This is a genomic window from Pseudomonas sp. GW821-FHT09C09, assembly GCF_059418105.1.
In genome coordinates, this window is the sequence record NZ_JBWKPF010000002.1 from 940881 (window position 1) to 963777 (window position 22897).

Below are 22897 nucleotides of genomic sequence, written 5' to 3' on the forward strand. Positions count from 1 at the left end.
TCGGTTGGCAATAAATGTACATATCAACGAGGGCGCGACAGTGACCTTCTTTATAAAAATCTGAGTTTCCAGTAATCGTACCCTGCTACAACCCAGTACCGTTCACTCGTCGGAATCAAAAAGCTGAAATCCGCATTCGCTGCAGTCCAGCCCGGCTCGACCAGTTCCTCATGAACACGCACATCATCCATGTGCATGAATATTTTTCGATCAAAATTGATATAAAAGCTTGGAAGGCGTGAACCAATAACATTGGCGCGCTTGTATAAATCAGGCGTCAAGCCCTCGCCTGTCAGATAGTAACGCTCAATGCTTTCAAAAAGCTTCGCATCTGCCCCGATAAAATCGCGTAAATCGTGTGAAGACAGAATTTTTCCGTTTGAGTCATGGAGATACTTTGGAAAGTTATCTGCAGTCATTTTGAGGATGCCGCCTCTGAACTCCTTGCAAGCAAGCTCATATTGCTCGAGCGTTATACTCCCGGTATTCAAGTAAGCTCGATAGTCTTTTTCCGCATCCAGGGTGAAGTTATATTTTTCGTCTACGATCCAAAAACTATTGCCTTCACAAACAAAGAAGCAAATGTTTTTATCACCGCTCCACAGCTCATCAAAAATTGCTTGGTTGACTTTCATTCCCTGGGCTCCTTCAAGAAACGCTCTAAAAATCAAACAGGCTTAGTGATTAAATCTGCCTACCTCCGGACCCTGAAGGATCTTATGGTGGAGCAGAGTTAAGGCACCTACCCTTCAGCTCGTTCGACTGGCATACCGCTGTATGGATTACCAACATCGTTGCCGAACTCGACAATTGCGCTTTTGACTTGCGCGAAAACATCCGGAGACATATCGAGCGCGCTTTGATTCTTCATAAACTCAAAAAAGCTCACGAGCCCAAGGCGCGCACAAACGCTGATTGCTGCATCAGCCACATCGAAATCAAAGCCGTCCCACGAAGAGTTCAGAATCCCCTCAACTTTCTTTTTTACCGAAAAAGGGGACAGATTTATTAAATTAAACAAATTCACCCCCTTCTCCCACTAGAACCAATCAAATTCTATCGAGTCAAGAATTTTTTGGAGTTTAATGGGATCTGCCCCTCCCCCAAAAAAGTACTCGTTCCCACCAAAGTCTTTTAAATCGTCCGGAGTACCTTTCCAATAAAGTATAAAAAAATTTCTCATCCAATACATCTTCTAAAGCTCCGCCATCTTGAAATGTCGAAACTCTAATGTAAGGCCCATAAACTTCATCGATACAAACTAAAATCCGCTCACCAGTCTTCGAGTCGATCACGTCTTCAATCCCACTTTATGCTGTCGACTACTCTAACTCTTCCTTCGCCTGAAATGTATTTCAAATAAATCCGTCCCTTTTTGCTTTTCGGCCCCCTTTCCTTTTGCATTTCAGCCCGCTTATTTTCGATCTATTTTTACATTTACATTCTACATAGATTTATAAATTCATCGAGCGGAAGCACTACCCCCTCATCTGCTGAAGGCAAGAGCACGTCGTGTATTTTAACTACTTCCATCTCAAAATCGATGACAACATCGAACAAAAAACGAAAGGGGACAGATTTATTAAATCAAATAAATCTGCCCCCTTTTCCTTTGGCTAATGGCTGTCTTCTTGCTTTTCCCGCTTGCGCTCAATACCCAACGGCAAAACTATGCTAAGAGCTTGCATCGAGGATTGAAAAATACAATGCCTCACTTGACAAAAAATGGGACGGATTTATTTAATAAAATAAATCCGCCCCCTTTTTCTTATTACTCCCCAGCCTTTGGGCGACCGTTTTCCAGAACAAAAGGGGACAAGAACAAAAGGAACAAAAGGGGCAGATTTATTAAATCAAATAAATCTGTCCCCTTTTTTTCGAAATCAAATAAATCTGTCCCCTTTTTTTCGCTTACTTTTTTATTGTATTTGAAGTCGTACCTTTAACCGAGTCAATTCAAGTCCGACCATTGTGCAAGATGGCTTTCTATTGATGCCATTAAAAAGCCTGAAAAGCTATCCCAAGCTTTAGCGGCCGAACTTTGACCTTCAAAGAATTGAAATACTGGCGGATCATCAGAGACGGGTAGAAAATAATTAATTTCATATCCTTGATGCATGCAGAAGACCTTAGCATCAGCAGGTAAAAGACCAGAGAGACTTAACTCATCAAGCAATTCTTCCGCCTCCAACTTCAGGTCAAGTAATCTCGGATAAAATATATCTACACCACAAAAAATCTTACCAGCCGAGCGTCCCGCAATCGTCAAAAAATCACGATATGCCAACGGAATTTCACAACCAAAATGTTGCTCGACTGATGCAATATCCACTTCGGAGCAACCAACAATATTGGACTCTGAAATCACTCCTCGCTGCACTAACTCGTGAAAAATATCCCGAACGTTCTTCATCTTGGCTTTCCTGTTTCTACGTTAACAATCACTCCAGGGAACCTTTGTTGAAACTGACTTATAACCCCGCTGCATGAAACGCAGACAGGCAGCTCTGAGTAAATATTCACGACCCCTTTCGACGAAGGGGTTCAGAAACAAAAGGGGACAGATTTATTAAATTAAATAAATCTGCCCCCTTTTTCCGTCCCCTTTTTTCCTTAAATAAATCTGTCCCCTTTTTTCCTCTGGGGGAGTACCTTTTTCAGGTGCTCCTTTTGTATCAGTCGAACCTTTCCCAGATCCAAAACCTGCAGTAAAAAAGGGGACGGATTTATTAAATCAAATAAATCCGTCCCCTTTTCTGTCAAATCAAATAAATCTGCCCCTTTTTTTCTTTGACTAATTAATCAGTTTCTCCAAAACCGACATTTCTACTGAACTCAAACAAGAAACATCAATGGAGAGCAATTCACCATCCAAGGAAACTCCAAAACAAACATTACCACTCTTTACAAAGCGCGATACGGATGCCTCCCGCCTGAAAACAACCGCAACATTGCTGACTCCCATAACAAGATCAAAATCTGCGGAGAAATCATCCAAAAAATCATCTGAGTAGCCACCTTCCCCACTCCACTCCCTTACATCGCATACGGGAACACCCAGAGCGACCGAATCGGCCTCAGACAAACCCTCGCCACTCAGAAAGCTAACAGAAGCAACAGTAACGACAGTTACACTTACAATCACCCCGGATGACCTACTTACCCCGATTTCAAGCAGGGAGGTCTTTCCATTACCTCCCCGCCAATAAAGTGGCGGCAGCCTGCAATCCGGATCAAATCGAATCGAGAGCGGCACATACTCGTCCACGATTACTTCAGGGGCTTTCTTCTCAGAAATATTATTTATTTTCAACATGATCATTTATACAGCGCATGCTTTACAACCGGGAGCACATCACCCGGCCGCCCAGAACTGAATATTAACTCCCAACGCCCTACCTGCATAACTTCACCATATTTAATCCCTTGAGTAGCAGCATTATTAAGAGCTTGTTGAAAGCTCCCCAACATCGCCTGACTGCTTAGACTGGATGTATGCGACAGTCCATTTCGTGTCAAAAATTCTTCCATGTGCTTTGTAGCATTCGGGTGAACCCAGAAGCTACCCCCGTCTGTACTGATTTCGAACGATTTCGGTATCGAGGTACCATTGAGAGATGGCTGAGTAGGTTTTATTTTGTCCCAGATGGTACTCGTTACCTTTGTTCCGCCACCTTTGCCCCCGCCCAGCATCCCACCCATCACTGCTAAAAGATCACTCAGCCATCCAGCACTTTCGGGGGAAATACCCTTGTTTATCAAGTCAAGCTGTGACTGCGCCTTCGTCAACGTAGAAATCGCGGAGTTATTCTGAAGCTGAAAACGATGTAGATCCTCCTTAAACATAGATGGAATACTGTCGTCAAAATACATCTGCGCAAGACGCTCTTGCAAACTATAGCGATCATTAAGAAGATCACCGTAGTATTGAAGGCATTGCCCTATATTGGCTTTGCACATCGATGCCAAGGCATCATCATCAGATACAGACTGATCCCTTATGCTTTTTTTAACCTCGGCACAATTTCCTTTTTTTTCACAAGTACGTGCGAAACTCTCCAGATCATCTAACTCTTGATGCCCGGCAAAGTTATACTGGGTTGCATTACTGGTAATCCATGCCGTTTGTTGCAACGTGGTGGCGTCCGTATTCCCCAGCGCAGTAGCCGACAACACCCCAACAATCTGCGACCCCATCAGCAGCAGGTCAGGATTACCCTTGAACCATTTGTTCATCTCGCCAACAAGCGCTTCGTTCGCGCCAGCCGCCAATGCGCCTGTGGCAAAATCCCCGCCGGTCATTTCAGAAAGCAGTCCCCCCACCGCCGCGTGGATGATCACTTTGCTCGCAGTACCATCATCAACAACACCCTGAGTGAGATCACCCACAAGGTTGAAGCTGAACGCCGCTACAGTATTGAAAAGTGCGGTTTTCAATACATCACCGACGCTTGCATCGCCTCCTACTGCTTTGGTGATCAGTGCAGAGGTACCGCCTTGAATTATCTGGCTGCCTGCGAACCTGCCAACGCCTTCCCAAGTCGCCAATGACGGCCCAAGCAACTTGCCGGTGTTAGGGTCGTATTTCAAACCCGTCAACTTAGTGAGGTACTCAGACATCAATCCGGCTGTCACTCCGGAAATAACGTAGCCCTTCAATGCATCGGGTGAAGTGACGTCCGCAAAAACAGCCCCGAGATTTCCGCCATTGTTGATGAAGCTGGTTGTTGCGTTCGTGGCTGCTCCTGCCGCGACTGCGGCAAGACCAGCAGCCCAAGCGGTCCCCATACTCGCACTCAGTGCGGTGAACGCAGCGGGGCCGACAAAGGCTGCCATGATGATTGCAATGATCATCTGCGACGCCGGGCCAAGACCCGAATTGCTGTATTTGAACGACTCGTGAATCTCTTTCACTCGCCGCCAATCAACATCCCCCCGCGCCTCGGCATCCTTCAGCCACGCCAACTGCGGATCCGCCTTGACCATGGTGTCGATGGTCTGGCTCACCGACTCCTGGTTCACATCCTTGATATCAATCTTCAGCCCATCAACCGCCTTCAACACGATGTTGCCCTTGGCAATCATCTGGGTCTGGCGCAGGGTTTCGTCGGTGTTGCCGCGCCCTTTGGCCGATACCCACGCGGCGTTGTTGTTGGTTTTGGTGTGGCTCTCGTCATGCAGATCCTTCACCCCTTCAAAGGTGATGGAACCGCCGCTGTCCAGGATGATGTCCTTGCCGCTATCGAGCTTGGCTACCTGGTAGTGCTGATCGCCTTTGCTGACCAGCGACAGGTTGCCGCCGGTCTTGATCTCGGTGCCGACGTGGGTGATCTGGGTGACTTCGTCGCGCTGCAGTTTCAGGTTGCCGAAACCGCCCTTCTCCTTCATGTCGTAGAGGGTGTAGTCCTTGTTTTGCGCGGCCAGCAGGATCAAGTCGTTGCCGGCGTAGACGTAGGCTTCATTGCCCGCGCTGATCTTGCTCGCCACCAGCGTCGTGTCGCGACCGGAGCTGGTCTTGACGTCACCACCGGCGATGAACTCGGCGGCTTTCTGGACGGTGTGATTGTCTTCTTCGTGGACGCGTTTCTTGCCGTCCTTGCTGTGGGTTTCGACGTTGTGTTCGTCACCCGCCGAGGACAGGTAGATGTCGCGCTTGGCGTCGGCGGTCAGGTTGCCCTTGGCCTCGGCGGTGCTGGCCACGACGTTGAGGTCGCGGCCGGCGTCGAGCTTCAGGTTGCCACCACTGTTCACACTGGAACCGAGGTTTTCCACGGTGGTGGTGATGACTGAGCGATGGCCGCCCTCGAACGATTCGTGCAGTTCGCTTTCGTTGCGCGTCGCCAACAGGTTGATGTCGCGGGTGGCGCTCAGGGTGGCGTCGCCGCCGCTGCTGATGGACGAGGAGTTGACGAGGTCGTTGCCCGACTTGATGGTCAGCGTGTCGCGTGCGCTGATGTTGCCGCCGTCGTCCACCAGGGTGCGCATGCCGTGACCGTCGCGTACGGCGACGGCGGTGCGATCGTTGACGATGTCGCCCTTGAGGCTGGTGAGGCTGACCTGATTGCCGCGAATCTCGCCGGCCAGCGCGTTGCGGATGCTGTCGGTGGCCATGAGCGTGATGCGCTCGTTGGCTTCGACCAGGCCGCCCTGGTAGAGGCTGCCTTTGACGTCGACGGACAGATCCTTGGTCGCCTGCAACGTGCCGACGCTGACCAGATCATTGCCCGCAATCAGCTCGAGGTCGCGCCCTTGAATCAGACTGCCGCCGCGCACGTTGCGTGATTCGGCCTGGGCCAGATAGAGCACCGGCACCAGCACTTTCTGGCCGTCGACGATGCGCTCTTCCATCCACACGATGTCGTGGGTCAGTGCCGCCACTTGCTCGGACGTCAGGCTCACGCCCACGGACAGGTTCAGCTCGTTCTTGCTGGCGAGTGCGTTATCCATCAGATAACGGAACTGTTCGTAGTCGTTGTTCAGGCCACCGGCAAGGAAGCGCTGGCCGGTCTGGGCCATCACTGCATCGCTGATCAGTCGCGTCTCGTAGCGGCCATCGCCGAGGCGGCGAGCCGTTTCATCGGCGCTGAAACTGAGTTTGCCCAGCAGGTAATCGGAACTCATGAACGGCGCGGACTGGGTCAGCTCCGGGTTGGTTTCGATCAGGTAATGGCTCTGCGGATTCGAGCTCTGCACGAACAGGCCGTACGGGCCTTTCGGCAGACGGAACGTCGAGGAAGCTGTCGGATCGACTGCGGCAAACGGCACGCCCTTGAAATCGACCGGAACGAAGCTGATCTGCTTCACCCCATCTGCGTCGACGCGTTCGATTCGGGTGACGTCTTTCGGCGCCTGGGCGCTGGCGTCGGTGCTGTGTTTGCCCAGGTTGATGGTGACGCCGCCGACGGCGGTTGTCTGATCGCTGGACAGCTTGCCGGTCAGTTGGTCATAAGTGTTGTCGTAGAGGGTGCCGTTCTGGATGCTGTGAGCGACGTCCAGTTTGACCTTGCCTCCGGCCTGAAGCACCGACGAGTAGACTTTTTCGGGGGTATCGCCCGTCGTGGTGACATCACTTGTCTGCAAAAATCGTTCATCACTCGAACGACTGACCAACTCGTTGAAACGTTCCTCATCAAAGTGACCCGCCGCAGTCGCTGCGTTGAACGCTGGGATGTCGGTGAACTCCATCTTGTCCCAGAGGCTGTTGTCGATGTGCCCCGGTGTACCGATCTTCACTATCCGTTGGCCCGAGCGCGACATTGCGCCCTGGTTCAGCAGGCTGTCGGCCGTCACGGTCAGATCGCCGTTCGCCGCCAGCAGGCTGTAGCGGTTTTCGACGTTATTGGCATGAAGAGTGAGGTTCTTGCCGGCGACAAACCGCGCCGCCCGCGAGTCTTTCAGGACTTTGTCACTGAACTCGGTGGTAATCGTGATGTAGCCACGCTTCCAGCCATCCCCGCCGCCGCAATGCTGGGCGCAGACCCAGCTCAGGCTGCCGGACGATGGCCCCGAAGCGATTTCGAATTCGGCCTTGGCGTTTTCAAACGAAACGGCGTTGATGTCGATATCACCTTCGCCTTCGACGGTGCCCGACAGGTTACTGAACGACGCCGCCCGACCTCCGCCCACGGCGTCGAACGTCAGCTTGCCGCGGCTGTAGATATCGCCATAGAAGTTGCTCAGGCTGTTGCCGTGCAACTCCATGGTGCCGCCGCTGAACAACAGCGTGTCGGGGCCGTTGCTGATGCCATTGGTGGCGTTGAACAGCAGGTTGCCTTGAGCGCCCAACGTGCCTTTGTTGTCGATCCGTGCAGCGGAGACCGTGAGGTTCTGATTGGCAATCAGTCGACCGAGGTTGTCGAGAGTGCCGCGCAGGGTCAGCTCGGTGTCACCACCGCTGACCAGGCGACCGTCCTGCTGAATCAGGTCATTGGCGCCGATAACGAGTTTCTGTTTGGCGGACACGCGTCCGCTGTTGATCAGGTTGCCGCCGAGGTTCAGCGTCAGGTCGCCGTCAGTGGCCAGTTCACCGGCGTTGTTCAGACTGGCGACGTTGAGCTTGAGCGACGAAGCACTGGCGATGCGATCCCCGACATTGAGGTTCAAATCCTGCGCGCTGGTATAGGTCAGGCCACCGTTCAGTTGCCAGGTGCCCACGCCATTGACCGACGCGATATCCCAGACGCCGTTGCCCAGACCGGTGAGGCTGCCTTGAGAGCCAGTCAGGTTGGTCAGGTCCAGATCGAACAGCCCTTTTGCGGCGTGACGAACGCTGCCGCTGAGGTTGTTGAGCTGAGCACCGCCAAGCTCCAGATCCTGACTGCCGATCTCGATGACGCCGTTCTGGTTGTTCAGGTTGCCGGTCAGTTTGATTTTGCTGGAGGCGCCGCCCAGTGCGCGGATCTGCCCGCCGGCGCTGTTGTTCAATTGACCGCTGATGAGTTTCAGATCGGTTGCCGACTCGATCAGCCCGCCCTGATTGAGCACCTGGCTGACCGCTTCGAATGCCAGTCGATTGCCGCTGATCTCTCCGCCCGCGTTATCCAGGCTGGAGCCATCGAAAATCACCTGATCTTTGCCGAACAGCTTGCCGGCATGGTTGGTCAGGCGTGTCACCGTCAGCTTCAAGTCACCCAGCAGGCTGGAAATCAATCCGGCCTTGCCATCGACTGCGCTGTTGTCGAGGTCGGCGCTGGTGATGTTCAGGGTGTCGGCCTGTAGCGTACCGCCCTGGTTCTGCAGGCTGCCGGTGCCCAGCGCCAGTTCTGCGTGGCTGCCATTGGCGAGGATCGCACCCTGCTGGTTCAGCAGGGTGTTGCCGACGATTTTCAGGCCATCGCTGCCGGCAATGATCTGGCCCGCATTGCGGTTGTCGATGGACGTACTGTTGATGTCCAGACGTTTGCCGCGCAATGTGCCGCCGCGGTTGTCGAGTTCGACCAGTTGCTCGAGCAGCAGATGCTGCTCACCTGCGTCGACCACGCCCGTGACGTTTTTGAAGACACCAGCGATGTTCAGCGCAATGTCACCGCCCGTGCCGACGATGCCGCCCTTGTCGCTGTTGTTCAGCTGTGTTGCGGTGACTTCGATGGTTTTGCCGAGCAGGACACCGGCGCTGTTGTCGACCGTGTCGCTTTCAATGTAGAGGTCAGCGTCGCTCTGGATCCGGCCCTTTTGATTGAGCAGTTGCGCCTGGCCGGCAACAGCGTGCTTGAGAATCAACCGGGCACCGTCGACACCCGCCGCCAGCAGACCGCCCTCGCCGTTATCCAGGCTGGCGGCTTGCAGGTTGAGGCGATCGCCAATCACCCGCCCGCCACGGTTGTCGATGTGGCCATCGCGAGCGTTTACCAGCAATTGTTGCGCGGCCAGCACGCCCTTGCGGTTGTCGATACTGCCGGCCTGTACGTCCACGTCACCCTTGCTGGCTTGCAGTCGACCCAAGGCATTGTTCAGGTGCTTGTTGACCACCAGCGTGAGCTGGCCGCTTTCGGCGCTGATTGCGCCTTTGTCGTTGCGGGTGAGATTGTCCAGCGTCGCATCGACAACACCGCCGAGCAGTTGGCCATTGGTGTTATCCAGATCGCGGGCGGTCAGGTTCAGGCTCGTGTTGCCCTGAATCAGGCCCTGGGTGTTGTCCAGGTCTTCGCTGGTCAGCACGCTGTCATCAGATGAAATCGTGCCCTGGGTATTGTCGAGTTTGCCGCGACTGGTGACCTCAAGGGTTTTGCCGGTCAGGCTGGCATTACGGTTGTCGATGCTCCGGGCCGCGACGCTCAATCGATCGGAGGCCTGAATCTTGCCATCGTGGTTGACGAGGTCCTGATCCAGCGTCAGGTCGACCTTGCCGTTTTCGGCACTGATGACTCCTTTGCCGCTGTTATCCAGCCGGGTGCCGGTGATCCGGATCGAATCGGCCGCCAATGTGCCGCCCTGATTGAGCAACTCGGCGCCCGATACAACGAGGTCGGTCTTTGCCTGGATCTTGCCTTTGCCATTGTTCAGACGTTCGTGGGCGACGACTTTGGTTTCGCCCTGGCTGGCAGCAATCAGGCCGCCAGCGTTGTCGAGTTGTCGGGTATCGAGATCCAGACGTCCGGCAATGATTTTGCCGTCGTCGTTTTGCATTGCCCGAGCATTGAGTTTCAAATGGCCGCCGGCGATTTCGATTCGGCCCTTGCGGTTGTCCAGACTGTCGACGGAGAGCGTTGCCGCCTGGCCGTCGGCGAAGCGGATCAGACCACTGAGGTTGACGATTGCCGGGACGTTGAAGGCCAGGCTGGTCTCGCCGTAAATCCGTGCGTCAGCCCCTTGGTTGACCAGTCGAGTGGCGCCCAGCGCAACGGTTTTGGCCTGGACGATACCGTTCTGGTTGTCGAGCAAACCTGCAGCACTGGCGCTCAGGGAGCGACTGGCCAGCAGGCTGCCACGGTTGCTCACCGCGCCACTGTTGATGGCAACATCGCCATTGCCGTTACGGCTGTTGTCCGCGTTCACTCCGGCTTCGATCACGCCGGCGTTGGTCAGCGTGCCGCCGCTGGTGAGGCGCACGGAATCCCGTGCAGCGAGGCTTTGCTGGTTCACCAGGTCTTGTGCGGTCTGCACAGCCAGTTGCGTGCCAGCGTAAACCGCCTGTTGGGCTTCAAGACTGTTGGCCTTGATGTCGATCGCATTGCTGGCCGTGGCCTTGGCCATTGTCAGCTGGCCATTGGCGTCGATCTGGATATCCCCGGCGCTGGCCGCCAGTTCGCCCGCCAGTTTCACGCCGACACCCGCCTCGGTGCCCACCAGTTTGATCGCCCCGGCGTACATCCCGCCGAGTGCCGATGAGTCGATCGCCAGTTGCGGTTTGGCGCTGCCGTCGTCGGCCCGCGCGGTGGCGTTGAGCGTTTCGGCGTTTACATCGTTGCGACCGGTGGTGATGTTCAGGCGTTTGGCGTGGATCTGAGCGTTGATTTGCGCACTGCGGGTGATGATTTCAAAGCTGTCGACAGCGCTGGCGTCCAGACCTTTGCCGTCGATGGAAACGCTGCCCTGATCCACCTGAAAGCGATCCAGACGTCCCGCGCCATCCAGCACCGGTTTGCCGGTGGTCAGGGTCACGCGTGGTGTATTGATGAAGCCGCAACCGTTACAGCTGATGCCATATGGGTTGGCAACGATTACGCGCGCCGACTGCCCTGCCACTTCGGTGTAACCGCGCAACTGGCTCGGACTGCCACCGTTGACTTCGTTGAGGATCGTCTGCGCCGCCGCGCCGCGCAGATTCGGGTTGCCGAGAATGATCCCGCCCATCTGCGTCAGTTGGGTGCGACCGGTCGCGTTGTTGAGGATGACGCCTTGAGCGTCCACGTTGTAATCGTGGAACTGGTTGTGCGACAGCCCCGCGCCGTTGGGCGTGGCGATGTTGATGATCGGCACGCCGTTGCCGGCCCGGTCGAGCGTGGTGCCGGGGGCACTGACCACGATTCCGTCCGCTTGCGCCCACATTGGCTGCCAGAACATGACGTTGGCCAGCAGGAACGCCAGACCGCGCTTGGGCATGCCCCAGAAGTGATCGCGTTTTTCATAGGCAGCAGAAGGCTGCCTGGCCAGAAAGGCCAGGTGGCGAATGTTCATATCAGAAACTCAAAGCAGGCGGAATTAGAGGAAGAAATCCATGCAGAAATAGATCGGCGCTTCGCGCTCGGTCAGCGCGGCGGGTCGTTCCAGGGAATGGGCGAAGGTCACACTGGCTGCCACATGCTGGCCACGAGCAAACAACTCCAGCGAGTTGCTCGACATGCGTCCGTGCTGGTCACCGTTGTAGCGATCATTGCGAATCACGCCCTGGTCGTAGCCCAGGCTGGTGCCGTATTCGGCGAACACCGGACGCAGCCATTCGGCGGTCACCGGGCGTGCCCAGCGCAGGTCATTGCGCCAGTAGCCGCCGCTGTCGCCGGATAGCGATTGATCCTTGTAGCCACGGACCGATGACAGTCCGCCAAGGCTGGTGCGCTGCGGACTGAACAGCACGTCTTCACTGCGCTGGCCGGTCATCAGGCTGCTGAAGGTGAGCGACTCGCCCCACAGCTTGAACGGCTGCAGATAACTCAGGGTTGCGGTGTATTTGCGGTAGCGCGCGTCCGGCTCGCCGGGGCCCGGATCGTGGCTGCCCTGGGCGTCGAATGCGCCGATGCCCTGCTGCATGCCGGCATCGAAGTTGACGAAGGCACTGCCGACACGGCGTCCGTGGTTGAAGCCGAACTGCGCTTCGCTGATGCGGTTGCTGCTCAGGCGCAGTTTGCTGTCTTCGATGAAGTTGTTGCTGCGCAAGTACGACAAGCCAGTGCTCAAGGACGTCTTGCTGACGGCGTCGCGGTGGATCACACGCTCGGCGCGAAACTGGTGGTTTTCACTGTCGCCGGTCTGCTTGAAGTTGTAGCCGTTGGCGGCGATCTGCGAGCGGTATTCGCTCTGGCTGTAGGTGTAGCTGAAGTTCCACCAGCCCCACGGCAGGTTGTAATTGAGCATGGCGTTATTGGAGGTGTGCTGATGGTCTGTCATCGCATCGTGACCGCCGCGCAGGCTCAACTGATCGGCCAGGCCCAGCGGGCTATCCCAGTCGAACGTGGTGCCCCACTGCTGCTCGCCGGTGCTGCGCTGGCCGTCGTTGCTGCGCGACAACCCGACACGCCAGGGCTTTTGCGGGGTGTTGTTGACCAGTACATCACTGCCACCGACGTTCTTGCCCGGTGAGAGCTCCATCTTGGCCTGATTGGACGGCAGGCGATTGAGCTGGTCGACCATCTGCTCGATCTCGCGCAGGTTGACCAGTTCGCCGGCCTTGCCGGGAAACGCCATCGACAGCTCACGCTCGGAAAGTTTGCTGTTGTCGGCACCTTTCAGGCTTTCGAGTTTGCCTTCGACCACCAGCACTTTCAGGTGCCCGGCGGACAGGTCCTGTTGTGGCAGGTAGGCACGGCTGGTCACCAGCCCCTTTTCGATGTAGTGGTCGGTGATGACTTTGAGCAGTTCATTGAGCTGCGGCACGCCCAGGCACTGGCCGATGTAAGGCTTGAGCAGGCGCGCCTTGTCGCTCTCTGACAGGCTGTCGGCGCCTTTGAGTTCGATGTCCTTGATCGGGAAGCAACGGGTGTCGGTCGGCGCCGCCGGTTGAACTGGCCTGGCTTCCTTGCCGGGCAGATCCTTGAGTTCTTCGAGACGCCGCTGCTGCTCTTCAAGCAGGCGGTTCTGGCGGTCGCGAATCAGGTCGGTGTCACCGGGGGTGGGTGCAGCGGATACAGCATTAAGTGGAGAAAGGCACAGCAAAGCCAGGCACAACCTCGCCACGAGGGCGGGTGAGGACATGTTCGATCCCTCGAGACGGAAAACGATATCAGAATAGTGGCGCCATGTTAAAGTGCCACTATTCTGGCGTCAATTTAAGGATTTACCGAAATAGTGTTGCCGACGAACGGCATCGGTGAAATCGTCCGACTCCGACAGAGATGCAGGAGGTTTCGCAGATCAACCAAGGAAAACCGGCCACAGCATCGGCGAACGTTCCGAGAAGCGAAACATCCGACAGATCCGGCTCACTTAACCTCAATGCTCAACAGCCTGTTTCGTCGCCACATCCTCCGGCGCCAGTACCCGGCCATCGGCTGACAGCAACTCCAGCTTCCTGATCGGCTTCCCCTTCTGCGCATCGACCATCACCGACCCCGGTTCACCGGGCTCGAACATGAATTCCCCACCCCACTGCGACAGCGCGACGATCACGGTTTGCAGCGCCCGGCCCTTTTCCGTCAGCACGTACTCCTTGTAAGCACTGCCATCGGACGCCGGCACCAGGCGCAGGATGTCGCGCTCCACCAGGCCTTTGAGGCGAACGCTCAAGATGTTCTTGGCGATTTCCAGACTTCTCTCGAAATCGCCGAAACGACGGATGCCTTCCAGCGCATCGCGGACGATCAACAACGACCACCAGTCGCCGATCAGGTCCAGCGTCCGGGCGACCGGGCAGGCATTGCCGGCAAGGCTTTTGCGCTTCATTTCGGGTTTCTCCAGCAATTCGGCAGGTTCGATTCGGTTGCATCTTACAACCCGCGCTGCAAAACCGATAACGCCATGCGCCCCGAACTTAGCACCTGCGTACAAGTGGCCGAGCTGCTTTGTCGCGATAGTGATTGCTGCCATCACGGCATCCACACAGGCCCATACCCAAGGAGTTTCCATGAGCACGTTCACCACCCAAGACGGTACCGAGATCTATTTCAAGGACTGGGGCAGCGGCAAGCCCGTGCTGTTCAGCCACGGTTGGCCGCTGGACGCCGACATGTGGGAATACCAGATGGAATACCTGAGCAGTCGCGGCTACCGCACCATCGCCTTCGACCGACGCGGTTTCGGCCGCTCTGCTCAACCGTGGACTGGCTACGACTACGACACCTTCGCCGACGACATCGCGCGGTTGATCGAGCACCTCGATCTGCGTGACGTGACCCTGGTCGGCTTCTCCATGGGCGGCGGTGATGTCAGCCGCTACATTGCCCGCCACGGCAGCGAGCGCGTTGCCGGGCTGGTGCTGCTGGGCGCGGTGACACCGCTGTTCGGCAAGAAACCGGACTTTGCCGAAGGCGTCGACAAGTCGGTGTTCGACGGGATCAAGGCCGGCCTGCTGAAGGACCGTGCGCAGTTCATCGCAGACTTCAACGCCCCGTTCTATGGCACCAATCAGGGCCAGAAAGTCTCCGACGGCGTGCTGACGCAAACCCTGAACATCGCCCTGCTCGCCTCACTCAAAGGCACCGTGGATTGCGTCACGGCATTCTCGGAAACCGACTTCCGCCCGGACATGGCGAAAATCGATGTGCCGACGCTGGTGATTCACGGTGACGGTGATCAGATCGTGCCATTCGAAACCACCGGCAAACGGGCCGCTGAGCAGATCAAGGGTGCCGAGCTGAAAGTCTACGCAGGGGCGCCGCACGGCTTTGCGGTTACCCATGCGCAGCAATTGAATGAAGACCTGCTGGCGTTTCTCGATCGCTGAGTCCGTGTGATCCGAACACGCCCTGCAAAGGGCCGCCGACAGCCCTGTCGGCGGCCCTTTTTTTTCGTTGTCCCGGATTCCGGTGCCATGGCGAGGCCTAGCATTTACGGGGCTTTGAAGCCTCTGCATCACGTTTTTATCTTCACATGCCAGCTTAATAATATTTTACCGATAACCACCCCCTCCCTAGTCTGATCCCAAGCACAGAGAACAGGTCGACAGCGGCCTGAATCCAACGGCCTCGTGAGAAGGGATCAGAGATGACCACTGAAATAATAAAAACAGACACGCTTGTTGTCGGCGCCGGTCAAGCGGGTGTGGCCATGAGTGAACACCTGAGCAAACTCGGGGTGCCGCACCTGGTGCTGGAGCGCAGCCGCATCGCCGAACGCTGGCGCACCGGGCGCTGGGACTCGCTGGTGGCCAATGGTCCGGCGTGGCACGACCGCTTTCCGGGAATGGAATTCGATGACGTCGATCCGGATGGTTTTGCCCACAAGGAACGCGTCGCCGATTACTTCGAAGCCTATGCGAAGAAATTCAATGCGCCGATCCGCACCGGCGTGGACGTGAAGAGCGTGGTGCGCAATGTCGGGCGTCCGGGCTTCACCGTCGAGACTTCCGAAGGCGTGATCGAAGCCGCCCGCGTCGTCGCTGCGACAGGTCCGTTCCAGCGTCCGGTGATCCCGGCCATCGCGCCGAAGGATGAACGCCTGCTGCAGATTCACTCGGCCGACTATCGCAACCCGCAACAACTGCCGGCCGGCGCAGTGCTGGTGGTTGGTGCCGGTTCGTCGGGCGTGCAGATCGCCGACGAATTGCAGCGTTCGGGCAAGCAGGTTTACCTCTCGGTCGGTGCCCATGACCGCCCGCCTCGCGCTTACCGCAACCGTGATTTCTGCTGGTGGCTCGGCGTACTCGGCGAGTGGGACCAGGCTGCGATGAAACCCGGCCGCGAGCACGTGACCATCGCCGTCAGCGGCGCCCATGGTGGCCGCACTATCGACTTTCGAGGTCTGGCCCATCGCGGCATGACCCTGGTCGGCGTCACCGAATCGTTCAGCGACGGCGTGGTGACCTTCAAGCAAGACCTGCGCGACAACCTCAAGCGTGGCGACGAGAACTACCTTGCGCTGCTGGATGCCGCCGACGCCTACATCGAGCGCAACGGCCTCGATCTGCCGCTGGAACCGGAAGCCCGGGAAACCTATCCGGACCCTGAATGCGTGAAAAACCCGCTGGCCGATCTCGATCTGGCCGCCGCCGGCATCACTTCGATCATCTGGGCCACCGGGTTTGCCGTGGACTATTCCTGGCTGAAAGTCGCGGCGTTCGACGACAACGGCAAACCTCAACACCAGCGCGGCGTTTCCAGCGAAGCGGGTGTGTATTTCCTCGGTCTGCCGTGGCAGTCGCGACGCGGTTCGTCGTTCATCTGGGGCGTGTGGCACGACGCCAAGCACGTGGCCGATCACATCGCCACCCAGCGCAAATACCTGGCTTATCGCGATGCCGAGCAACGCGAAGCCGCGCTGCACAACAAAGCCGCCGACACTGTCGACGCTTGATTTCCCTCTTCCATACCGGCGCCTGTCGCGCCGGGTTCGATTTCGTCAGGAGCCTTACATGAGTCAGCCAACCCACACCCGCATCCGCATGTTCAACACCAAGGACACTTACCCGAACCAGACTCTGGACAACGATCTGTGCCAGGCCGTGCGCGCTGGCAACACCGTGTATGTCCGTGGTCAGGTCGGCACCAATTTCGACGGTGAACTGGTCGGCCTCGGCGACCCGCGCGCGCAGACCGAACAGGCGATGCGCAACGTCAAGCAACTGCTTGAAGAGGCCGGCAGCGACCTGAGCCACATCGTCAAGACCACCACTTACCTGATCGATCCACGCTACCGCGAACCGGTGTATCAGGAAGTCGGCAAATGGCTGAAAGGCGTGTTCCCGATTTCCACCGGGCTGGTGGTGTCGGCCCTGGGTCAGCCGCAGTGGCTGATGGAGATCGATGTGGTTGCGGTGATTCCCGAGTAATTCGACCTTAGCGAAAGGAGGCCACACATGACATTTTCCATCGCCGCTCGCTGCCCCGAAACCGGACAGTTCGGCATCGCCATCAGCTCCTCCAGCATCGCCGTCGGTGCCCGCTGCCCGTGGCTGCTGCCCGGTGTCGGCGCGGTGTCGAGCCAGAACATCACCCTGCCCTCCCTCGGCCCGGAAGTGCTCGCCCTGATGGAGCAAGGCCTGGCGCCCGAGGCGGCGCTGGACAAGGTGCTGACCCGCAACGGCTACAGTCAGTACCGGCAGATCACGGCAATCAACCACCTCGGCCAGACCGCGCATTTCAGCGGCGCACAAACCCTTGGCGTACACAACGCGGTGTCGGGCGAACAATGCGTGGCGGCGGGCAACATGCTCGCCGGACGCTCGGTGATCGAAGCCATGGTCAGCGCGTTCGAAGACGGCGAAGGTCAATTGGCCGATCGCCTGCTCAAGGCCTTGCACGCCGCACAGGCCCTGGGCGGTGAGGCAGGCCCGGTGCATTCGGCAGCCGTGGTCGTGGTCGGCGAGTTGACCTGGCCCATCGTCAACCTGCGGGTGGACTGGGCCGATGTAGACCCGATCGGCCAGTTGCAGAAACTCTGGGATGCCTATCGTCCGCAGTTGCAGGACTACATCGACCGCGCCCTCGATCCGGCCAAGGCGCCGGGCTACGGAGTTGCCGGAGACGACCGATGAGCGACAGCGTCGCGTTGCTCAAGACGCTGGTGGGGTTCGACACCACCAGCCGCGAGTCCAACCTGCAATTGATCGACTTCGTGCGCGACTATCTCGAAGGTTTCGATGTGCCGTGCGAGCTGATCTACAACGATGAGCGCAGCAAGGCCAATCTGTTCGCCACGATTGGCCCGGCGGATTTGCCTGGCATCGTGTTGTCGGGGCACACCGATGTGGTACCTGCCGATGGTCAGCCATGGACCGTGCCGCCGTTCGAACTCAGCGAGCGTGACGGCAAGTTGTACGGTCGTGGTACGGCGGACATGAAGGGCTACATCGCCTGCGTGCTCGCATTGGTGCCGTCGTTGATCGAAGCACCGTTGCGCATGCCGGTACACATTGCCTTGTCCTATGACGAAGAGGTCGGTTGCCTCGGCGTGCGTTCGTTGCTCAAGGTGCTGGAGCAGCGTCCGGTCAAACCGCTGCTGTGCATCATCGGCGAACCGACCGAACTCAAACCGGTGCTCGGGCACAAGGGCAAGCTGGCGATGCGCTGCGATGTTCAAGGCCACGCCTGTCATTCGGCCTACGCGCCGCTCGGGGTCAACGCCATCGAATGCGCCGCCGAATTGATCGGCGAGCTGGGACGCATCGGCCGGCAACTCAAGGATGAACATCTCGACCCGCGTTTCGACCCGCCGTATTCCACGGTGCAAACCGGCGTGATCAGCGGTGGCAAGGCGTTGAATATCGTCCCCGCCGATTGCCGTTTCGACTTCGAAATCCGCGCCCTGCCCTCGCAGGATCCGGCGATTGTCGCGCAGCAACTCAAGGCTTACGCCGAACAGCAAATGCTGCCGCGCATGCGGGCCGTCAGCGAGCAAAGCGATATCCGATTCAGCGAATTGTCGGCGTATCCGGGGCTGGCGACGGATGCCCGGAGCCAGGCGGCGCAATTGATCGACACGTTCTGTGGCTCGGACGATTTCGGCACCGTGGCTTTTGGCACCGAGGGCGGATTGTTCGACGCCGTGGGTATTCCCACGGTGGTGTGCGGTCCCGGCAGCATGGATCAGGGCCACAAGCCGGACGAGTTCGTCAGCCTCGATCAGCTCAAGGCCTGCGATGCGATGCTGCAGCGGATGCTGGCTTCGATTCGCCTTTGAAAAACCGGTCTGGCTGCTGGATTCAAATTCGCAGCCAAGCCGCAATATCACCGACAGACAGCTGCTCCAATGGAGGTCAGCTGCGTTGCCGTTCATGGCGCTGAAACGCCCGAAACAGAGCGCTTTCAGCTGACCGAAGAGCCTCGTATTTTTAACGTCTGAAGCAACAAAACTACTAATTTATCTCTCACCTTTCCTTGCCCATGATCGAACCCAACAAGAAATGCGCCGTCCGTGCCGGCGCTCACTGAAGTACGTCCACGTACTCGTCCTTGCCTTGGAGTTCGTCATGGCCACCTCTGCAACAACGTCCGCACCGCTCATTGAGAAACACACGATCGGCTACGTGCCGCCCGAAGATCGCCACGGAAAGGTTCGGGATCTGTTCACCCTCTGGTTCGGCGGCAACATCGCGCCGTTGCCCATCGTCACCGGCGCCCTCGGCGTGCAGTTGTTTCACCTGAATCTGCTGTGGGGCATCGTCGCCATTCTGGTCGGCCATCTGGTCGGCGGTGTGCTGATGGCGCTGCACTCGGCGCAAGGCCCGCAGATGGGCATCCCGCAGATGATCCAGAGTCGTGCGCAATTCGGCTCCCTCGGCGCACTGCTGGTGGTGTTGATTGCCGGCGTCATGTACATCGGCTTCTTCGCCTCCAACATCGTACTGGCCGGCAAGTCGCTGCATGGCGTGGTCGACAGCGTTCCGGTGCCGGTCGGCATCGTCATCGGCGCACTGGGTTCGGGGATCATCGGGATCATCGGTTACCGCTTCATCCACGTGCTCAACCGCATCGGCACCTGGGTGCTGGGGATCGGCATCGTAGTCGGCTTCGGCTACATCCTGACTCACATACAAACGGCTGACTTCCTCACCCGTGGCAGTTTCAACCTTTCGGGCTGGCTCGCGACGGTGTCGCTGGCAGCGCTGTGGCAGATTGCGTTTGCGCCGTATGTGTCGGATTACTCGCGCTATCTGCCAGCCAATGTGCCGGTGGCCGCGACGTTCTGGACCACTTATCTCGGTTCCGCGCTGGGCTCCAGCCTGTCGTTCATCTTCGGTGCCGTCGCCGTGCTTGCAACGCCAGTGGGCATGGACACCATGGATGCGGTGAAACTCGCCACCGGCTCGATCGGCCCGCTGATGCTGGTGCTGTTCCTGCTCAGCGTGATCAGCCACAACGCGCTCAACCTGTATGGCGCGGTGCTGTCGCTGATCACCCTGGTACAGACTTTTGCCTACCGCTGGATTCCGACCGCCAAGAGCCGCGCGGTGATTTCGCTGATCGTGCTGCTGGCCTGCTGCTTCGCTGCGGTGGGTGCGTCGTCGGACTTCATCGGCCACTTCGTCGACATGGTGCTGGTGCTGCTGGTGGTGTTGGTGCCGTGGACAGCGATCAACCTGATCGACTTCTACGCCATCCATAAAGGTCAGTACGACATCGCCTCGATCTTCCAGGTCGACGGCGGCATCTACGGCCGCTACAACCCGCAGGCCTTGCTGGCGTATGCGATCGGCATCGTGGTGCAGATTCCGTTCATGAACACGCCGCTGTATGTCGGCCCGGTGTCGGCGCACATCAACGGCGCGGACCTGTCGTGGCTGGTGGGGTTGCTGGTGACTTCACCGTTGTATTTCTGGCTGGCGAGTCGTGACAGTGCTTATCGTCGGCGGCTGATGACCGGGAAGCTGGCGGGCAGTCTCTGAGATAGATAAAAAAATGCCCGGTTCGGCAAACCACCGAACCGGGCATTTTTATCGAGTCACGCGTTCGATCAGGCCGGCACACCCAGAATAATGTGCGAAGCCTTGATCACCGCCGTGGCACTGACGCCAGCCGCCAGACCCAGTTCGTTCACGGCGTCGCGGGTCACGATCGAGTAGACCTTAGAACCGCCGGCAAGCTCGATCACCACCTCGGCGTTGACCGCGCCATCGGTCACGCTCAGCACCTTGCCTTGCAGGCAGTTACGGGCCGAAAGGCGAATGTCGCTGGATTCGGTCATCAGCATCACCCAAGGCGCCTTGACCAGGGCAACGGCTTCTTTGCCCACCGCAATGCCGAGGCTCTTGAGGCTGGCCAGGGTCACGACCGCAACCAGCTTCTCGCCGCCCGGCAGGGTCAGGACGACTTCGGCATTGACCGAGCCTTCCTGAACTTGGCTGACCTGACCTTTGAACACGTTGCGGGCACTGACTTTCATGATGGACGTCCTTTTGTTGACTTTGGAGTTAGGAAACGGCCTGCATCATCGAAGCAATCGCTATGTAGTTACAACTACAGCGCTGCACCTCTTTGAACATCGACTCCTGACTCTAGCACCGCCAATGTGAGTCAGATCAACAGGTCTTCATAGAAAGCGCCGTAAGGAAGCTCAGGGTGTTCGATCTGGATTTCCAGAATCCACACACCGGCATTCGGCGCCTGATCGAAATCACCGAGATTGCCGCCCCGATAGATCGCATGAGGAAAATCACTGACCCGGTGGCCCTTGATGTCCAGATTCAGTTTCCAACCCATCGCCTCAGCCTGATCGGTGGCGTAGCGATACAGTTCGACACCGGTTACGCCTTGACGCCAGAAGGCCTCGACCTTGTCGAAGAGTTCCTTGGAGGCTGCCGCACAGGCGATCATTTGCGGATCGGAACCGGTGACGAACGTCGCCCCGGCATCGCCTTCGTGGCCTTCCCAGACCACGCCCATGTCGATGAAGAAAATGTCGCTCTCGCCCAGCACCGGATCGCCGTCGGAGCGCTCCTTGAAAGTCTTCAGCGTATTGGCGCCGAAGCGGATCAGCAGCGGATGCCAGATCCGGTCCATGCCCAGCTCGACGAGAGTTTCCTTGCCACGTGCATGGGCTTCGGATTCGCGCATGCCGGGTTTGATCACCTTGGCGATCTCGTCCACGGCCTTCCAGGTCAACTGCTGGGCGTGGCGCATGGTCTCCAGCACAAAACGCTCACCTACTGCTTCTTTACCGCTCAGGGCTGTGGTCATCGCTGATTCCTTCTGGCTAATCGCTTGCGCTGTATAGTTTTTTATATTGCGAAACAGGACGCCTAAGATACAACCATGACACAAAGTGTCAATTCTCTTCTGCACGCACCACGCCGCGCTCCTCGAGCAAGCGCACAAACATGCTCAGACTGCGCGACACCGTGCCCCGCCGCCACACCAGCCACGTGGTCAGATAGCGAAAATCCGCCGCCAGCGGCCAGACGCTCACCGTCGCGCAACCCGGCATGCTCTGCAGCATGCTGCGCGGCATCAGGGCCAGACCCGCCCCCGCGCTGACGCAGGCGAGCATGCCGTGATAGGACTCCATTTCGAAGATCTTGCCGGGTACCGCCGCGTCGGTGCTGAACCATTTTTCGAAGTGATGGCGATAGGAGCAGTTCGAGCGGAACGCATAGATGTTCTCGCCATTCACGTCCGCAGCGCGTTTGATCGGCCCGTGATGCAGCGGCGAGATGATGACCATTTCCTCTTCGAATGCCGGAATGCCTTCCAGTGCCGGGTGCAACACCGGGCCATCGACAAATGCGGCCGCCAGGCGCCCGGAAAGCACTCCGTCGATCATCGTCCCGGAGGGGCCGGTCGAGAGGTCCAGATCGACCTTCGGATGCTGCTGGTTATAGGTCGCCAGCAAACCAGGAATCCGCACCGCTGCCGTGCTTTCCAGCGAGCCCAGCGGGAATGCACCTTGCGGTTCCTCGCCGGCCACCGTAGCGCGCGCCTCTTGCACCAGGTCGAGAATCCGCCGCGCGTACTCGAGAAAACTCCAGCCGGCGGGCGACAGACGCAATCGGCTTTTCTCGCGGATGAACAGGTCGACGCCCAGATCCTCTTCCAGCTGCTTGATGCGCGTCGTCAGGTTCGACGGCACGCGATGGATCTGCGCCGCCGCCGCGCTGATGCTGCCGTGTTCGGCTACGGCCTTGAAGATTTCCAGTTGCACCAGATCCACAGTC

The 22897-nt window shown here is 57.7% G+C and carries 16 protein-coding genes and 1 pseudogene; 6 read left to right on the plus strand and 11 right to left on the minus strand.

Annotated elements, in window-relative coordinates; genetic code table 11:
• Positions 1-50 precede the first annotated feature (50 nt).
• The 8 genes and pseudogenes from AC07NR_RS09165 to AC07NR_RS09200 form a co-directional block, all read right to left on the minus strand.
• Positions 51-635 carry a hypothetical protein gene (locus AC07NR_RS09165; protein ID WP_495078400.1) on the minus strand — a complete coding sequence of 195 codons (585 nt, stop codon included), beginning with the start codon at positions 633-635 and terminating at the stop codon, positions 51-53.
• 107 nt (positions 636-742) lie between these two features.
• Positions 743-1027 (minus strand): hypothetical protein, encoded by a 285-nt coding sequence (locus AC07NR_RS09170; RefSeq protein WP_495078401.1) that lies wholly within the window; start codon positions 1025-1027, stop codon positions 743-745.
• A 924-nt stretch (positions 1028-1951) separates the two neighbouring features.
• Positions 1952-2413, minus strand: coding sequence for an SMI1/KNR4 family protein (locus AC07NR_RS09175; RefSeq protein ID WP_248740915.1), 462 nt, complete (start codon positions 2411-2413; stop codon positions 1952-1954).
• Positions 2410-2526, minus strand: a pseudogene (locus AC07NR_RS09180) (deaminase domain-containing protein); the annotation flags it as partial. The pseudogene AC07NR_RS09180 and the gene AC07NR_RS09175, both read right to left, overlap by 4 nt.
• A gap of 268 nt (positions 2527-2794) precedes the next feature.
• The gene (locus AC07NR_RS09185) at positions 2795-3322 is read right to left on the minus strand and encodes a hypothetical protein (RefSeq protein ID WP_305833679.1); all 528 of its coding nucleotides are present in this window, start codon (positions 3320-3322) and stop codon (positions 2795-2797) included.
• Complete coding sequence (locus AC07NR_RS09190; protein WP_495078402.1) at positions 3319-11616, minus strand: two-partner secretion domain-containing protein; 8298 nt, start codon at positions 11614-11616, stop codon at positions 3319-3321. The genes AC07NR_RS09185 and AC07NR_RS09190 overlap by 4 nt, the downstream gene beginning before the upstream one ends.
• Positions 11617-11640: 24 nt before the next feature.
• Positions 11641-13347, minus strand: coding sequence for a ShlB/FhaC/HecB family hemolysin secretion/activation protein (locus AC07NR_RS09195; protein WP_495078403.1), 1707 nt, complete (start codon positions 13345-13347; stop codon positions 11641-11643).
• A gap of 237 nt (positions 13348-13584) precedes the next feature.
• A complete protein-coding gene (locus AC07NR_RS09200) occupies positions 13585-14034 on the minus strand; it encodes a winged helix-turn-helix transcriptional regulator (protein WP_495078404.1) in 450 nt (149 codons plus the stop codon).
• 181 nt (positions 14035-14215) lie between these two features.
• Between AC07NR_RS09200 and AC07NR_RS09205 the strand changes: the two genes are divergently transcribed.
• The 6 genes from AC07NR_RS09205 (at position 14216) to AC07NR_RS09230 (ending at position 20632) form a co-directional block, all read left to right on the plus strand.
• Positions 14216-15034 carry an alpha/beta fold hydrolase gene (locus AC07NR_RS09205; protein ID WP_495078405.1) on the plus strand — a complete coding sequence of 273 codons (819 nt, stop codon included), beginning with the start codon at positions 14216-14218 and terminating at the stop codon, positions 15032-15034.
• A gap of 260 nt (positions 15035-15294) precedes the next feature.
• On the plus strand, positions 15295-16602 hold the full coding sequence (locus tag AC07NR_RS09210) for a flavin-containing monooxygenase (RefSeq protein WP_495078406.1): 1308 nt from the start codon (positions 15295-15297) through the stop codon (positions 16600-16602).
• 58 nt (positions 16603-16660) lie between these two features.
• Positions 16661-17077 (plus strand): RidA family protein, encoded by a 417-nt coding sequence (locus AC07NR_RS09215; RefSeq protein WP_007950460.1) that lies wholly within the window; start codon positions 16661-16663, stop codon positions 17075-17077.
• A 27-nt stretch (positions 17078-17104) separates the two neighbouring features.
• Positions 17105-17782, plus strand: a complete 678-nt coding sequence (locus AC07NR_RS09220) for a DUF1028 domain-containing protein (RefSeq protein ID WP_495078407.1) — start codon at positions 17105-17107, stop codon at positions 17780-17782.
• Positions 17779-18927: an acetylornithine deacetylase gene (argE, locus tag AC07NR_RS09225; RefSeq protein WP_495078408.1), complete on the plus strand. Its 1149-nt coding sequence runs from the start codon at positions 17779-17781 to the stop codon at positions 18925-18927. The genes AC07NR_RS09220 and argE overlap by 4 nt, the downstream gene beginning before the upstream one ends.
• A 289-nt stretch (positions 18928-19216) precedes the next feature.
• Positions 19217-20632 carry a purine-cytosine permease family protein gene (locus tag AC07NR_RS09230; protein WP_495078409.1) on the plus strand — a complete coding sequence of 472 codons (1416 nt, stop codon included), beginning with the start codon at positions 19217-19219 and terminating at the stop codon, positions 20630-20632.
• A gap of 68 nt (positions 20633-20700) precedes the next feature.
• Here AC07NR_RS09230 and AC07NR_RS09235 read toward each other — a convergent pair whose 3' ends face one another.
• From AC07NR_RS09235 to ptrR, 3 genes are all read right to left on the minus strand, one after another.
• Positions 20701-21129: a TOBE domain-containing protein gene (locus tag AC07NR_RS09235; RefSeq protein WP_007950468.1), complete on the minus strand. Its 429-nt coding sequence runs from the start codon at positions 21127-21129 to the stop codon at positions 20701-20703.
• A gap of 131 nt (positions 21130-21260) precedes the next feature.
• Entirely contained in the window at positions 21261-21923 is a 663-nt protein-coding gene (locus tag AC07NR_RS09240) for a M24 family metallopeptidase (RefSeq protein WP_495078410.1), read from the minus strand.
• Between the two features lie 88 nt (positions 21924-22011).
• On the minus strand, positions 22012-22893 hold the full coding sequence (gene ptrR, locus AC07NR_RS09245; protein ID WP_085711607.1) for a putrescine utilization regulator PtrR: 882 nt from the start codon (positions 22891-22893) through the stop codon (positions 22012-22014).
• Positions 22894-22897: the final 4 nt, after the last annotated feature.